This is a genomic window from Micromonospora sp. URMC 103 (assembly GCF_051386435.1).
GTDB lineage: Bacteria > Actinomycetota > Actinomycetes > Mycobacteriales > Micromonosporaceae > Micromonospora.
The window spans coordinates 89,894-103,702 of the sequence record NZ_JBPQTR010000004.1 but is presented as its reverse complement, the minus strand read 5'-3'; the positions used below and the strand labels follow the sequence as shown (position 1 = coordinate 103,702).

General features: G+C 74.7%; 11 protein-coding genes. 9 read left to right on the top strand and 2 right to left on the bottom strand.

The window, feature by feature from the left end; genetic code table 11:
• Positions 1-160: 160 nt before the first annotated feature.
• Entirely contained in the window at positions 161-4,123 is a 3,963-nt protein-coding gene (gene eccCa, locus ACSNOA_RS04050) for a type VII secretion protein EccCa (RefSeq protein WP_436656398.1), read from the bottom strand.
• Positions 4,124-4,286: 163 nt separating this feature from the next.
• Between eccCa and eccD the strand changes: the two genes are divergently transcribed.
• On the top strand, positions 4,287-5,684 hold the full coding sequence (gene eccD, locus ACSNOA_RS04045) for a type VII secretion integral membrane protein EccD (RefSeq protein ID WP_436656396.1): 1,398 nt from the start codon (positions 4,287-4,289) through the stop codon (positions 5,682-5,684).
• On the opposite strand, the gene ACSNOA_RS04040 is transcribed toward eccD, so the two are convergent.
• Positions 5,668-6,858 carry a type VII secretion protein EccE gene (locus ACSNOA_RS04040; protein WP_436656394.1) on the bottom strand — a complete coding sequence of 397 codons (1,191 nt, stop codon included), beginning with the start codon at positions 6,856-6,858 and terminating at the stop codon, positions 5,668-5,670. The genes eccD and ACSNOA_RS04040 overlap by 17 nt on opposite strands.
• Positions 6,859-7,019: 161 nt before the next feature.
• Here ACSNOA_RS04040 and eccB point away from each other — a divergent pair, with 161 nt between their 5' ends.
• The 8 genes from eccB (at position 7,020) to ACSNOA_RS04000 (ending at position 13,806) form a co-directional block, all read left to right on the top strand.
• Positions 7,020-8,561, top strand: coding sequence for a type VII secretion protein EccB (eccB, locus tag ACSNOA_RS04035; protein ID WP_436656392.1), 1,542 nt, complete (start codon positions 7,020-7,022; stop codon positions 8,559-8,561).
• 106 nt (positions 8,562-8,667) lie between these two features.
• On the top strand, positions 8,668-9,036 hold the full coding sequence (locus tag ACSNOA_RS04030; RefSeq protein ID WP_436656390.1) for a hypothetical protein: 369 nt from the start codon (positions 8,668-8,670) through the stop codon (positions 9,034-9,036).
• Positions 9,029-10,285 (top strand): WXG100 family type VII secretion target, encoded by a 1,257-nt coding sequence (locus ACSNOA_RS04025; protein ID WP_436656388.1) that lies wholly within the window; start codon positions 9,029-9,031, stop codon positions 10,283-10,285. The genes ACSNOA_RS04030 and ACSNOA_RS04025 overlap by 8 nt, the downstream gene beginning before the upstream one ends.
• 146 nt (positions 10,286-10,431) lie before the next feature.
• Complete coding sequence (locus ACSNOA_RS04020) at positions 10,432-10,809, top strand: hypothetical protein (protein ID WP_436656386.1); 378 nt, start codon at positions 10,432-10,434, stop codon at positions 10,807-10,809.
• A gap of 349 nt (positions 10,810-11,158) precedes the next feature.
• A complete protein-coding gene (locus tag ACSNOA_RS04015; RefSeq protein ID WP_436656384.1) occupies positions 11,159-11,953 on the top strand; it encodes a hypothetical protein in 795 nt (264 codons plus the stop codon).
• 125 nt (positions 11,954-12,078) lie between these two features.
• Positions 12,079-12,420: a DUF1232 domain-containing protein gene (locus ACSNOA_RS04010; RefSeq protein WP_436656382.1), complete on the top strand. Its 342-nt coding sequence runs from the start codon at positions 12,079-12,081 to the stop codon at positions 12,418-12,420.
• A gap of 30 nt (positions 12,421-12,450) precedes the next feature.
• On the top strand, positions 12,451-12,858 hold the full coding sequence (locus ACSNOA_RS04005) for a pyridoxamine 5'-phosphate oxidase family protein (protein ID WP_436656380.1): 408 nt from the start codon (positions 12,451-12,453) through the stop codon (positions 12,856-12,858).
• Positions 12,859-13,134: 276 nt separating this feature from the next.
• Entirely contained in the window at positions 13,135-13,806 is a 672-nt protein-coding gene (locus tag ACSNOA_RS04000) for a C39 family peptidase (protein WP_436656378.1), read from the top strand.
• Positions 13,807-13,809: the final 3 nt, after the last annotated feature.

Here is a 13,809-nt window from a genome sequence, read left to right as displayed (position 1 = left end):
AGCCGGCCGGCGCGCGTGCCGCCACCGTCTCGACCGGCCGTCACCTGCCCCGCGGCGCCGCCGGGTGCGTCGCACGCACCGTGACCACACGTCCACAGTGTGCGCAACACGACCCTTCGCGTCGCACGCTACCAGGACGCAACGGCGCGGACACTCTCCGCTACGCCGGCTCGGACCAGGCCGTCTGGATGAGCTGCTGGCCGTCGCGCCGCCGGACGAGCGTGCCCCGGCCGGGCGGCTGCGGGCTGGGCCGCAGCGTGCCGAACACCGGACCCTCCTCACGGTTGCCCGACATGAGCAGGCCCGGCGTGTCCAGCTCGCGCAGCCGTTGCAGCACCGGTTCGTAGAGCGCCCGGGCGACGCCACCGACCCGTCTCGTGACGATGAGGTGCAGCCCGATGTCACGGGCCTGCGGCAACAGTTCGTGCAGGGCGCTGAGCGGATTGCTGCCGCCGGAGGCCACGAGGTCGTAGTCGTCGACCAGGATGTACAGGTCCGGTCCCTTCCACCAGCTACGGTCGCGCAGCTGTGCCGTGGTCACGTCGGGCCCCGGCAGCCGGTTCGAGAGCGCGCTGCGGATCGAGCCCAGCCCCTGCGCGAAGACCTGGTTCGACGGAGCGTAGTCGAGCAGATGGTCGCCCTCCACCGCGCCGAGCAGGCCACGCCGGTAGTCGGCGATCACGAGGCGCGCCTGGGCCGGCGTGTAGCGCTCGGTGATGCCCCGGGCGATCAACCGCAGCAGGTTCGTCTTGCCGCACTCCGCGTCGCCGAAGACGGTCAGGTGCGGCTCGGCGGCGAGGTCCAGGTAGACCGGCGCCAACGCCGACTCGTTGACACCGATGGGCAGACCGGGCACCGACCGGTCGATGATCCGGGCCAGCTCGCCGACCGGCAGCTTCCGCGGCAGCAACCGCACCTTCGGCGCGGGGCGGCCAGGCCAGTTCTCCGCGACGTGCCGCGCCAACGCCACCGACGCCTCGGTGAGGTCCTCGACGTCCCGGCGCCCGTCGATACGGGAGATCGCCGCGAGGAAGTGCAGCTTCTCGCGGGTGAGACCGCGGCCGGGCGCGCCGACCGGAACGTTCTGCGCGGCCCGCCGGTCGATCTCCGACTCGGCCGCGTCACCGAGCCGCAGCTCCAGCTTCGTGCCGAGCAGGTCCCGCATGTTGATCCGGATCTCCGCCCAGCGCACGGCCGTGATCACCACGTGCACGCCGAACCCCAGCCCCCGGTTGGCCAGGTTCGTGATGGTCTGCTCCAGCTCCTCGTAGTCCTGCCGGAGCGTGTTCCAGCCGTCCACCACCAGGAAGACGTCGCCGAACGGGTCGTCCGCGAACTCGCCCGCGGCCCGCCGGCGCCGGTAGCTCGCCACCGAGTCGATGCCGTACTGGGCGAAGCGGGCCTCCCGGTCGTCGATGATGGCCACGACCTCGGCCACCGTACGACGCACCGCCTCGGTGTCGCGCCGACCGGCCACACCGGACATGTGCGGCAGCCCCTCGAGGCTGCGCAGCGCGCCGCCGCCGAAGTCCAGGCAGAAGAACTGCACCTCGCGCGGAGTGTGGGTGAGCGACAACGAGGCCAGCAGCGAGCGCAACATCGTGCTCTTGCCGCTCAGCGACGCGCCCACGATCACCACGTTGCCGCCGGCGCCCGCGAGATCCACCATCATCGGGTCCCGCCGCTGCTCGTACGGGCGGTCGACCACGCCGACCGGCACGGCCAGCCGGCCCCGGCCGGCCCAGTTGGCGGTGCAGAGGCCGAAGGTGGGGTGGACGCTCAGCTGCGGCAGCAGCTCGGCGAGACCCGGGGGCTCGGCCAGCGGCGGAAGCCAGACCTGGTGCGCCGGACGGCCCCGACCCTTGAGGCGGTCGATGAGCACGTCGAGCATCGCCACGGCCTTGCCGTCGGCCGGCTCCTCCGGCTCCGGGACGGCCTCGACCGGCACCTGCGGGATCTGCACCGGCACGAAGTTCACCCCGTACGGCACGATCCGGCGCTGCACGAGCGCCTGCGAGCGGGACGCCTGCTGCCCCGGCGCGCGGTACGGCCCCGAGACGTACGCGGCCCGGAACCGCAGCATCGTGCTGGTGTCGGTCTTCAGGTAGCCGTGACCGGGCGCGTTCGGCAGCTCGTACGCGTCCGGAACGCCGAGCACGATGCGGCTCTCCACCGCGGAGAACGTACGCAGACCGATCCGGTACGACAGGTGGGTGTCGAGGCCGCGCAGCTTGCCCTCCTCGAGCCGCTGGCTGGCGAGCAGAAGGTGTACGCCGAGCGACCGGCCCAGCCGGCCGATCATCACGAAGAGGTCGATGAAGTCCGGCTTGGCGGCGAGCAGCTCGCTGAACTCGTCACAGATGATGAGCAGGCTGGGCATCGGGTCCAGCGGCTCGCCGGCCGCCCGCGCCTTCTCGTACTCGAATCGGGAGATGTAGTTCCCGGCCGCGCGCAGGACCTCCTGGCGGCGGTTCATCTCACCGGCGAGGGCGTCGCGCATGCGGTCGACGAGCGGCAGCTCGTCGGCCAGGTTGGTGATCACGGCACTGGTGTGCGGCAGCGCCTCCAGCGAGGCGAACGTGGCACCGCCCTTGAAGTCGACCAGGACGAAGTTGAGTTCCTCCGAGGAGTGGGTGACCGCCAGCGCGCCGACCACCGTGCGGAGCAGCTCGCTCTTTCCGGAGCCGGTCGCGCCGATCACCAGGCCGTGTGGGCCCATGCCCTCGTGCGCCGACTCCTTGAAGTCGAGTTCGACGACGTTGCCGTCCGGGCCCACGCCGAGCGGGATGCGCAGACGGTCCCGGTGGCTGCGCGGCCGCCAGGTCTGCTGCACGTCCACGGCCGCGGCGTCGCCGACACCGAGCAGGTCGGGCAGTTCCATGCTGCGGGCCAGCGGTTCCTCGGTGCTGGCCTGCTGCTGGGAGAGCCGGTACGGGGCGATCTGCCGGGCCAACCCCTCGGCGGCCGCGGCGCTGAGCCGGTCGGGCCGGCCCAGGTGGGACGAGGAGGCGCCGCGGACCAGGTCGAGGCTGCTGCCGTCGCCCGCGTCGAGGCAGAGCAGCCACCGGCCGGCGTCCCGCGGGACGGTGCCCGAGAGGTCGATGACGGTGGCGCCCAGCAGGCCCGGCCCCATCAGCTGGCACGTCGGCGAGACCTCGCCGCCGTCGAGCACGACCACCACGTGCGGCGCGGTGGTCAGCGGCTTGGCCTCAGGCGCGAAGCGGGGCCGGCCGGCCAGGTCGTCGGCGAGCGACTCCTCCGCCTCGGCCAGGCTCGCGAAGACGAGCCGGCGGGCGCCGGCCGCGTCGCTGCGGGCGTGGTGCTGGGCGTGCGGCAGCCACTTCACCCAGTTCCAGGCCGGCTGCCGGTCGGGCGCGGCCACGACCGCGACGACGAGGTCGTCCGGGGCGTGGAAGGTGGCCAACTGCCCGAGCGCGGCCCGGGCCAGGTCGAGCACCGGCTCCCGGTCACCGCGCAGCACCACCCGGCTGAACGCGCGGACCGACAGTGCGGTCGGCAGGTCCGGCACCGTCGAGTGGGCACGGACGAACCGGCGCAGCGCGATGGCGCTCATCGGCTCCAGGTCCTCGACCGGCTTGGTCTCTGGCGGAACGATCTCCACGGCCAGTCGCTGCGGCCCGAGGGCGATCCGGGTCTCGCCGAAGTCGTCCTCCGTGATGCGCCGTTCCCAGAGCCGGCGGGACGCCGCGATCGACCAGAGCGCGTCCGGCTCGGGGTGCCGCCACGCCATGGCCGCCCGCTGCTGCTCGGCCGCGCGCCGGGTGCGCTTGCGCATTTGGGCCAGGTAACGCATGTAGTCCCGGCGGTCGGCGTTCAGCTCGGCCTTGTCGTTCCCGCCGTTGCTCAGCGAGCCGATCGCCATCCCGAGCATCGAGACGCCGAACAGTCCACCCGCGACGTACGTCATCATGCCGCCGCCGCGACCGGCGTAGAGAAAGGCCATCGCGCCGACGCCGCAGACCATCGGCAGGATCATGAGCAGCTGCCCCATGCCGCGGGGCGTCGGCTCGGGCAGCTCGGGCGGAGATTCCAGCAGCACCTCGCCACGAGGCAGTGCCGGTCCCGGCTGACGCGGAAGCCGGCGGAACACCACCGTGCTCACGGCTGTCTCCTCCCCAGAAGCGGCCCTGGCGAACCCGTTCGACGCACCGGACCCGTCGGGTGGGCATCGTACGTGGCTGCCATCGTAGGTAATCTCCCGTGAGCGTCGCGGACCCACGGGTGACGCCGGCGGCCAGGCGTTCGGAGAGCACGAGGAGGCCACAGTGGCGACGAAGACGGCGACGGGCGGTCTCAGCCGGATCACCATCGTGGCGCCCCGCACGCGCATGGATCTCGCGCTGCCGTCCGACGTCCCCCTCGCCGACCTGCTGCCGACGCTGCTGCGCTACGCCGGCGAGGACCTCGCCGACGAGGGCGTCCGGCACGGCGGCTGGAGCCTCACGCGGCTCGGCGGGCAGCCGCTGGACGGCGGGCGTACGGTCACGCAGCTCGGCGTCCGCGACGGCGAGGTCCTCTACTTCAACCCCCGGGCGGCCACCGCGCCCGAGGTCGTCTTCGACGACGTGGTGGACGCGGTCGCCACGGCTACCAACCAGCGGCGTGGCGCCTGGCAGGTCTCCACGACCCGGTCGTTCGCCGTGCTGTTCGCGGCGGCGGCCCTCACCGGCGGCGCGGTGGCGGCGCTCTTCGCCGGGCCGCCGCAGCTGCCCGCCGCGCTGGCCGCCCTGCTGGTGGCGGTGGCGCTGCTGGTGAGCAGCGCGGTGCTGTCCCGGGCCGCGGGCGACAGCCGCACCGGTGCGACGCTCGGCCTGGTGGGTCTCGCGTACGCGGGCGTCGGCGGTCTGCTGCTGCTCGGCGGCGACCGGAGGCTCACCGAGCTGGCCAGTCCCCACGTCCTGCTGGCCGCCACCGCTGTGGTCGTCTTCGGCGCGGTGGCGGCGCTCGCCGTGGGCGACCGGCTGCCCCTCTTCCTCGGCGCGATCGCGATCGGCGTGACGACCGGCCTGGGCGCCCTGCTCTGCCTGGCCTTCGGCATCAGCGCGCCGGCCGCCGCGGCCGTGGTGGCCGTCGTCGCGTTCGGCGCGGTCCCGGCGCTGCCCATGGCGTCGTACCGGCTGGCCCGCCTGCCCGTGCCGTCCATCCCCACCGGGCCGGACGACCTCAAGACGGACACCGAGTCGGTGGACGGCCGCCGGGTGCTCCAGTTGAGCGAGCGCGCCGACGAGTTCCTCACCGGTCTGCTGTGGACCGTCGCCCTCGTGGTGCTCGGCGCGCAGGTGGTGCTCGCCGTGAACGGCCGGCTCCCCGCGGTGCTGCTCTGCCTCGTGCTGGCCGTGCTGTCGCTGCTGCGGGCCCGGCCGCTGCTCAGCCGCGCCCAGCGCACGCCGGTCCTCGTGACCGGCACCGTCGGGCTCGGCCTCGCCGCGGCGGCCACCTTCGCGGGCAACGGGATGGCGCTGCGGCTCGGCGTGATCGTGGGCGGCCTCCTGCTGGTCGCGGTGGTCGGCCTGATCTACGGCCTGACCGTGGCCGGCAAGCGGATCTCGCCGGTCTGGGGCCGCCTGCTGGACATCGCCGAGATCCTGCTGATCATCGCGCTGGTGCCGCTGGCCGTCTGGGTCCTCGGCCTCTACGGCTGGATCGTCAACCTGCGGCCCTGACCGACCCGCTCCCGCCGACCGGCGCCGCGGCCGGGGTGGTCGCCCAGACACCGGGGCCGTGCTGGCCGTCGAGCGGACGGGCCGGCGTGCCGCACCGCGCGGCCACGTCCCGGACCACCCTTACCAGCGCCTCGACGTGCTTGTCCATGGCGGCGACCCGCAGCAGCGGGGCCACCGCGCGACCACCGGGCAGCACCGTCGCGGCGACCGTGTGCGACGGCGCGGAGGTCGAGGTCACGGCGTCCACGAGAGCGCCGAGCGGGGCGTCCGGGCGGGCCCGCAGGGTCAGACAGCGGTGGGTCCACCCGCCGCCGCGCAGCCCGCTCCAGGTCTCCACCGGCGGATCGGGCGTGAGGTCGAGACCGGCGGCCGAGACCACGGCCGATCGCAGCTCGTCGCGTCCGAGCGGCCGGTGGGCGAGGCCCGCCGCGTTCAGGGCCTTGCCGAGCCGGCCGATCCCGGCGGCCAGCGTGCGGTGCACGCCGGCCATGCCGCCGCCGCGGGTCACCGTCTCCGTCCGGGCGTCCGGCACCGACAGCCGCAGCGCCACCCAGACGGTACGGTGGGCGGCCGGCGGAGCGCCCGGCGCCGGGTACCAGACCAGCGTGTGCGAGACCACCTGGGCCAGGGTGACCGGCCCGCTGAAGTCGGCGAGCACCCGCACGGCGCGGTCCACCACGGACGCCTCCACGGACCCGACCGGCGCGCCGGAACGGCCGAACAGCGCCACGGCGGCGAACCAGCCCTGCTCGTCCTGGCCGATCCCGAGGCGCGTGCCGCGGTCGGTCAGCTCGATGACGGACAGCTCGGGGGCGAGCGACGCGAGCCGTGGCTCGCTGCCGCCGCCCGCCACGAGCGTCGCGCGCGCCCGTTCCCGGCGGTCCCGCAACCGCCGCCGCAGCAGCACGTCCTCGTACCACCAACGGCCACCGCGGCGGGCGAAGACCGCCAGGAGGACGCCCAGCGCGAGCGCGGCGACCACCCCGACGAGCCAGACCGGCCCGCCCAGCGCGGCGGCGACGGCCACCGCGCAGAGTTCGACAACGACGAGCTGACCCACCACGAGCGGCCCGACCCGACCGCGGCGGCCCTGGTCGGCGGCGGGTGCCTGCCGTTCGCTCGCCTCGAGCGGATCCGCCGCAACACGCGCGGGTGGCGCCTGAACCTGCGTCATCGGTGACTGTCCCTCCTGCACGGTGCCGCTTCCCGCCACGTCGGTACGCCGCCGGGCGCGGGCGCTGGTCCCGGAAACCCGCCGACGGCCCCTTATCGTAGGGAAGCCCGCGACACGACCCGGACCTGATCGTCGCGGATCCACCCCGCCGGAGGTAAGTCATGCGGACCCGCCGCGATCAGGTGCAGGCGTACCGCTTCGTCACCCGCCGGATCGTCTCCGCGTTGCTGTCGGGCGACCCGGAGACGAACAACCTGCCCATGCGCCGACTCGGCATGGCGGTCTTCGGCAGCGTCATCGCCGCGGCCGTCGTGCTCGGCGGCGCCGGCGCCTACGGGCAGTTGACCGGCAACACCGCGCCGCTGGAGCCCAACACCGTGGTGATCGAGCGGGAGACCGGCGCCACCTACGTCTTCGTCGACGGCCTGCTGCACCCCACGCTCAACTACGCCTCGGCCCGGCTCATCGTGAACGAGGCCGACCCGGAGGTCCGGACGATGTCGCAGGCGTCCATCCGGGACCGGCCGCGTGGCCGCACGGTGGGCATCGTCGGCGCGCCGGACGCCCTGCCGGACCGCAAGTCGTTGGCCGGGCTGCCCTGGTCGGTCTGCGACGTGCCCGACCCGGCCGACCCCCGCCGGCCGAGCACCCGACTGGTGATCGACCGGCCGCTTCCCGGCGGCGACCCGCTGGGCGACCGGGCGGTGCTCGTCAACGTCGACGGCCAGCGGCAGCTGCTCACCAACAACCTGCGGCTGGAGCTGACCGGGGAGAGCCGGATCGCCGCCCTGCGGATGGCCAACGCGCCCACGCTCGTCGCGGGTCAGCAGCTGCTGAACGCCGTTCCGGCCGGCCCCGCCCTGCGCGAGCCGCAGCTCGACGGCATGGGTGAGCCGAGCAGCCGCTCGGTGGGCGACCAGCCCGGCCGCATCGGCCAGGTGTACCGCTCCTCGGGGCAGCACTACGTACTGACCCGGGAGGGGCTCGCCACGATCGGCGAGGTGGGCGCGCTGCTGCTGCTCCGCTCGGGCGGGGAGATCATCGACATCACCCCCGAGCAGGTCGGCCGCGCCCTCACCGACGAGCGGGCGGACGAGGTCGGCATGCCGCAGAAGCTGCCCACCCTCTACCCCGTGCGGGAGGGCCAGACGGTGCTCTGCGCGACGTACCGCGCGGGTGTGGCGGGCCGCCCGCCGGTCACCACGCTGGAGGTGTTCGACCGCGCGCCGGCGGAGCTCACCGGCGACGTTCCCGGTTCGCAGACGGCACGGCAGACCGGCCGCGACGCCGTCCGCACGGCCGACGAGGTGCTGCTGCCCGGCGGCAAGGGCGTCCTCGCCCAGGCCGCACCGGGGTCCGGCGAGAGCGGCACCGGGGCGCCCGGCGCGACGGTCTACCTGATCACGCCCCAGGGCGTCCGGTACCCGCTCGGCGCGGAGGCGATCCCGGCGCTCGGCTACGGCGGCGTCACCCCGCTCGCCGTGCCCGGGTCGCTGCTCGCGCTCATACCGACCGGGCCCACGCTGCGGCGCGAAGATGCGGGCACGTACTTCGAGCCCGGCGCTCCGGCATCCGCCGCCCCGGCGCCGCCGGCGGCGGGCGGGCCGGAGTCGGGCGGGTCGCCGGCGCCCGAGGAGAGCGGCACCGCGCCGCCCGAGTCGCCGGACGCCGCCACGTCGGGGCCGGCCGGGGCCGGCGGCTGAGTGGTTCGCGGGTGACAGAAGGCGACGGCGGGTCGCCTCCTGTCGCCCCTGTCGACTAACCTGAGCCTGGCCAACGGTTGTCGATTAGCACTACGGGGATGTTGCCATGACCGGGCGCACGGAAGTCGATCTCCTGTCCCTTGAGGACTTCCATTCGCGGTTGGCCGACCGGCTGACCCAGGCCGAGTCGTTGCTGCGCAAGCTCAACACCGAGATGCAGTGCACGCCTCCGGCGCTGGGCACCTTCACCGACGCGACCAGCAACTCGCGCCGTTACTCCGAGATCCGCCAGTCCTATGTGGAGCAGGTCACGCGGCTCCAACAGGCGGTGAAGGCGGCGCAGAAGGCGACCAGCACGATCCTGGCCGACTACCGGACCACCGAGGCGCGCAACGCGGCCAGCGCCGCCGACATCGCGTCCGCGCTCACCGGGGTCAACGAGGCGCTCGAGCCGGAGGGAAAGCCGCGTGTCTGAGTACGTCCAGCGCTACCAGGGTCAGAGCCACCAGACGCTCTACGACGCCGTGATGGCCGGCAAGCCGGGGCAGATCGACGGTGTGGCCGCCCAGTGGTCCGCCCTCAAGGGCATCGTCGACGCCCTCGGCCGAGACCTGAGCGGCGACCTCGAGAAGCTCTCCCACACCTGGGTCGGCTCGGCGAGTCAGGAGTTCCAGCGCCGGCTGACCCTGATCGTCGACTACGCGGGCACGCTGGGCGAGGGGATGGCCGACGTCACGTCGGCGCTCACCATGATGTCCGGCCAGCTGCGCACGGCCCAGAAGCAGGCGGAGAGCCCCGAGGAGACCGACGACCACGACCAGGCGGTGTCCGGCGCCCTCAAGGGCGCGGCCGTGTTCGGCGTGCCGGGCGCGCTGGTCGGCGGTCTGATGGGCCACCAGCAGGACAAGGAAGAGCAGGAGAAGGCGCACCAGCGCATGGTCAACGTGGTGGCCGAGTTGGCCGCCGGTTACGACCTCTCCGCCTACGGGCGGATCGTCACACCCCCGCCGCCCGACCCGGACACCCCGGGCACCGTGGACGGCAGCGGGCCGACCGTCCGCGGCGGTCCGCACGTCGGCACGCCCACGGGCGCACCGGAGATCCGGGGCGCCGGCCTGCGCACCGGTGACGCCGTCATGGTGACGCCCGACCGGGTCGGTCCCGGGCCCACGAGCGGTCACGGCGGCGACGGGTCGGGTCCGTTCGGCGACGGCGGCACGGTCACCACGCCGGATGTCACGGGCGCCGGGCTCGGCACGTCGCTCGCGGGCGCCGACCCGTCGACCGGCGGCACGCTGCCGGCCGGCACCGGTGGAAATTCACTCGGCCTCGCCGGCACGACCTCTCCCGGCACCTCGGGCTCCGGCCTGTTCACCGGCGCCGGCGCGGGTGTCGCGGCGGCCGGTGGCCTGGTCGCCACGGGCGCGCTCGCCAGCTCGTCCGGGAGCGCCCCGACGGCACCGGCCCGCCCGGGCGGCGGCACCGCCGGGGCGGACACCCGCTCGGCCACCGGCGTGGGCCGGAGCATGGACGGCCGGCGCGGCGAGGGCAACCGCGCGGCGGCGACGGGCCGCGGCGCCGGCAACCGGCCGGGCGTGCTCGGCGGGCGTGGTCAGCACGACGAGGACGAGTCGGGCGAGCGCCTCACCTGGCTCACGGAGGACGAGATGGTCTGGGGCGACGGCCGGAATGCCGCTCCCCCGGTGCTCGGCACCGGCGACTGACCCCTCCACGGCGCACCGACGGCCCGTCCGGGAACTCTCCCGGGTGGGCCGTCGTCGTCTGTCCACATGCAGGGCGTGGGCATGGTCACGTCGCGGCCGCCCGCCGCCGCGCTGCGCCCGACCGCTACGGGCGATAGGTTGGTGCCGTGCTCTCCGTAGCGTCCACCCGCCCCGTGTGGCGGGCCACGCTGCGTTCCCTGCGTGAGCTGACCCGCCTGGCCGTCGCCGCGCTCGCGCTCACCGTCGGTCTCAACGGCGCCACCTCGGTGCCGGCCGGGGCGGCCCCAGGCGCCGCCCCGCGGCTCTCCGCGAGCGTCCTGAGCAGCGCGCCCGACCTGTCGCGTCCCGCCAGCACGCGCGCCGTCGACCGGCCGACCGTCGACGACGGCACCGCCCACGGGCCCGGCCGCGAGGGCGTTCCCGCCGCTTCGGCCGCCACCGTCGTGACGACGGCTCCGGGCGCCACGGCGGCCACCGATCCAGGGCGTCGCGCACCCGGCCGCCGAGGCCCACCACTCGCCTGATCCGAGGGCCTCCGCCGGTCTCGTGCCGACGCGAGCGTCGGCTCCGGGTCGACGGTCCGGTCCGAGCGGCCTCCGGTCCGACGTCGCGCCCGCCCGCGCGAAGGCCTTTCCGGCCCGACCCGACCGCGGACGTCCCGGCCCGGCCGACCGGAGTGGTCCGAACGGCCCGAGCGGTTCGAACCGCCCGACCGTTCCGGCCCGGCCGGCGCCTCGCCCGCAGCGTCCGACGCGCGGTCGTCGCGCAGCCGGTGCACCGCGACGGCACCGTGACCCGGAGCCCGCCCACCGTCTCTCCGCCCGCCAGCGGGTCAATTCGTCCATTCTCGACACTGACCACGAGGTGCAGATGATGCAGACCGTCCTCTCCGCCGTCCTGCCCGACGTGCCCCGGGCCGCCGCGATCTGGCTGGGCCTGCTCGCCGTGGTGGGCGCCACCGTCGCCGTCCTGCTCCTGCGACCGGGACGGCTCGCGGCCGACGCCGCCGTGCGCATCCGCCGCGCCGCCATGCCCAGCCAGCTCGAACTCGCCCAGGAGGAGCGAGAACGTGCCCGCTACGCGCAGGAGGTCTCGGTGGCCGCGGAGCGCGCCACGACCACCGCCCAGCGCCGGCGGGCCGAGTGGCTGGCCGCCCAGGAGGCGGTCGAGACGGCCTGGCAGGCGTACGAGGCGGCCGAGGCGGACGTACGCCGGCTCGGCGCCGCCGCGTCGATGCCGCTGCCCCGCACCGCCCGCACCCCGGCCGAGTACGTCGACCGCGAGCGTTACCTGCACCGGGCGGCGCTCGACGCGTACTGGCGGCGGGAGCTGTCGGTGGAGCAGCTCAGTGACGTCTTCGCGCACCGCAACGGCTGGGACCCGCGGCTGCACCCCGTGGAGCAGGAACTGGTGCTCCGACGCGCCGTGCGGGACAACCTGTTCGCCCGGCACCAGGCGGCCCGGGAGCGGGAGCAGGCCGCCTGGCGGGCCGCCGAGACGGCCGTCGCGGCGGCGCGCAGTCTCCGTGAGGAGGCGTTCGTCGCGACCGGCCGCCGCATCGAGGAGCCGCAGTCGGTGCTGCCGCTGAGCGAGGTGGCCCGCCCGGTCGAGCAGACGCGGGAGAACCCGGTGGTGGCGCGGGGCCGCTCCGCCGCGGCGGCGTACTGACGTCGCGCCGCACGGCCCCGCCGGTGTGGTGCTTGCGGGAGACGGCCCGGCCGGCTCGGGCGCCTTCGCGGGACGGCCGGTGCGCTGCCGGGACGGATCTGGTGCCGCTGGGTTAGCGTGACCGCATGTCGCGGGAAGCGTGGATCGTCGTCGTGATCGTCGGCGTCGTGGTGCTCGCCACGCTGATCGGCGCCGTGCTGCTCGCCGTCAAGGTGGTGCGTACGCACCGGATGCTCACGGCGCTCGGCGCGAGCGGCAAGTTCGCGCTCTACGGCGCCCTGCTCTACACGATCTTCCCCGTCGACCTGCTGCCCGACCCGATCTACCTGGACGACATGGGCGTCCTCACGGCGGCGCTCATCTACCTCACCCGACTGGTCCACCGGCACCGGGCGGCCGCGCGTCGGCTGCCCGGCCAGCCGGACGCCCCGCCGGAGACAGGCCGGGCCCGCTGGCCCGTGCCATGATCGGTCGGCACCGGGAAACGGGGGGCGGGCATGTCGGGTGGGCACGGGTGGGACGTCCGTGACGAACGGGTTCTGCGCTTCTGCCGGGAACGGCACCTCGCCACACTCACGACCCTGCGCGCGGACGGCACCCCGCACGTGGTGCCCGTCGGGGTGACGCTGGACCCCGCGGCCGGCCTGGCTCGGGTCATCACCTCCGCCACGTCCCGCAAGGCGCGTCACGTGGCCGCCGCCGGCCCGCGGGGCGCCGCCGTGGCCGTGTGCCAGGTCGACGGCCGGCGCTGGCTCACCATCGAGGGCCGGGCGGTCGTCCGGACGGATCCGGCCGCGGTGGCCGAGGCGGAGCGGAGGTACGCCGAGCGCTACCGCACCCCGCGGCCGAACCCGGAGCGGGTGGTGCTCGAAGTGCACATCACGCGGCTGCTGGGCACCCTGTGACCCGCTGCGTGGCCTGACCGTTTCGTCCCACGGCGGCCCGAGAAGTCCCTCACCGCGGCACCTGGAATCCGGCCGTACCGATCGCTGTTGCACCTGGTCGCGACGCCGTCACGCGGTGCCGCGAGTGGCGGAATGCCAGCCGAAGCAGGGCCGTTACGTCCCTGGAGAGCCCAAGCCCACACCGGCCCCGGCTCGATCCTCACCAAGGTGCCGAGCGCCTGTCCTGGTGCGTACGCCTCCGTCGGAGGCGTCAACCCCCCGATTGGAGCCCGACGCATGAACCCGATCATCCAGAAGAGCAGCCTCTCCGTCGCCGGCCTGCTGGTCGCCGGCGGGTGCGTGCTGGGTCCCACCGTGGCCGCCCAGGCCGCGCCGCCCCAGACCGGCCCGGCGACGTCCGCCCAGGCCGACAAGCCGGGCAAGGACGGTGCCCACGACCGCCGCGCCGAGCGCCAGGTGGGCGTGGAGTACCAGGCTCAGCCGAACTTCTTCTACTGCGGTCCGGCCGCGACGCGGATCGCGCTCTCCGCCCAGGGCAAGGCCCTCTCGCAGGACGAGGTCGCCGCGCTGCTGGGCACGACCGAGGCCGGCACGCCGTCGGCCCTGGACACCACGCGGGTGCTCAACGAGCTGACCGGCGGCAAGTACAAGACCACCGAGATCCGTGACTCGGTGGCCAAGCCGGAGCAGGTCGAGCAGCTGCGTGCCAACGTGACGGCCGCGCTGGACGCCGGTCGGCCCGTGGTCGCCAACGTCAAGGGCACGGCCGTGGACGCCAACGGCAACCCGCACTCGTACGAGGGCGGTCACTACCTGACCCTCGTCGGGTACCGGGACGGCGGGGACTCGATCCAGATCGCCGACCCGGCCGACCCGACCGACGGCGAGTACTGGATGCCCCTCGGCAAGGTCGCCAACTGGATCGCCGAGCGGGGCTACTCCTCCTGATCG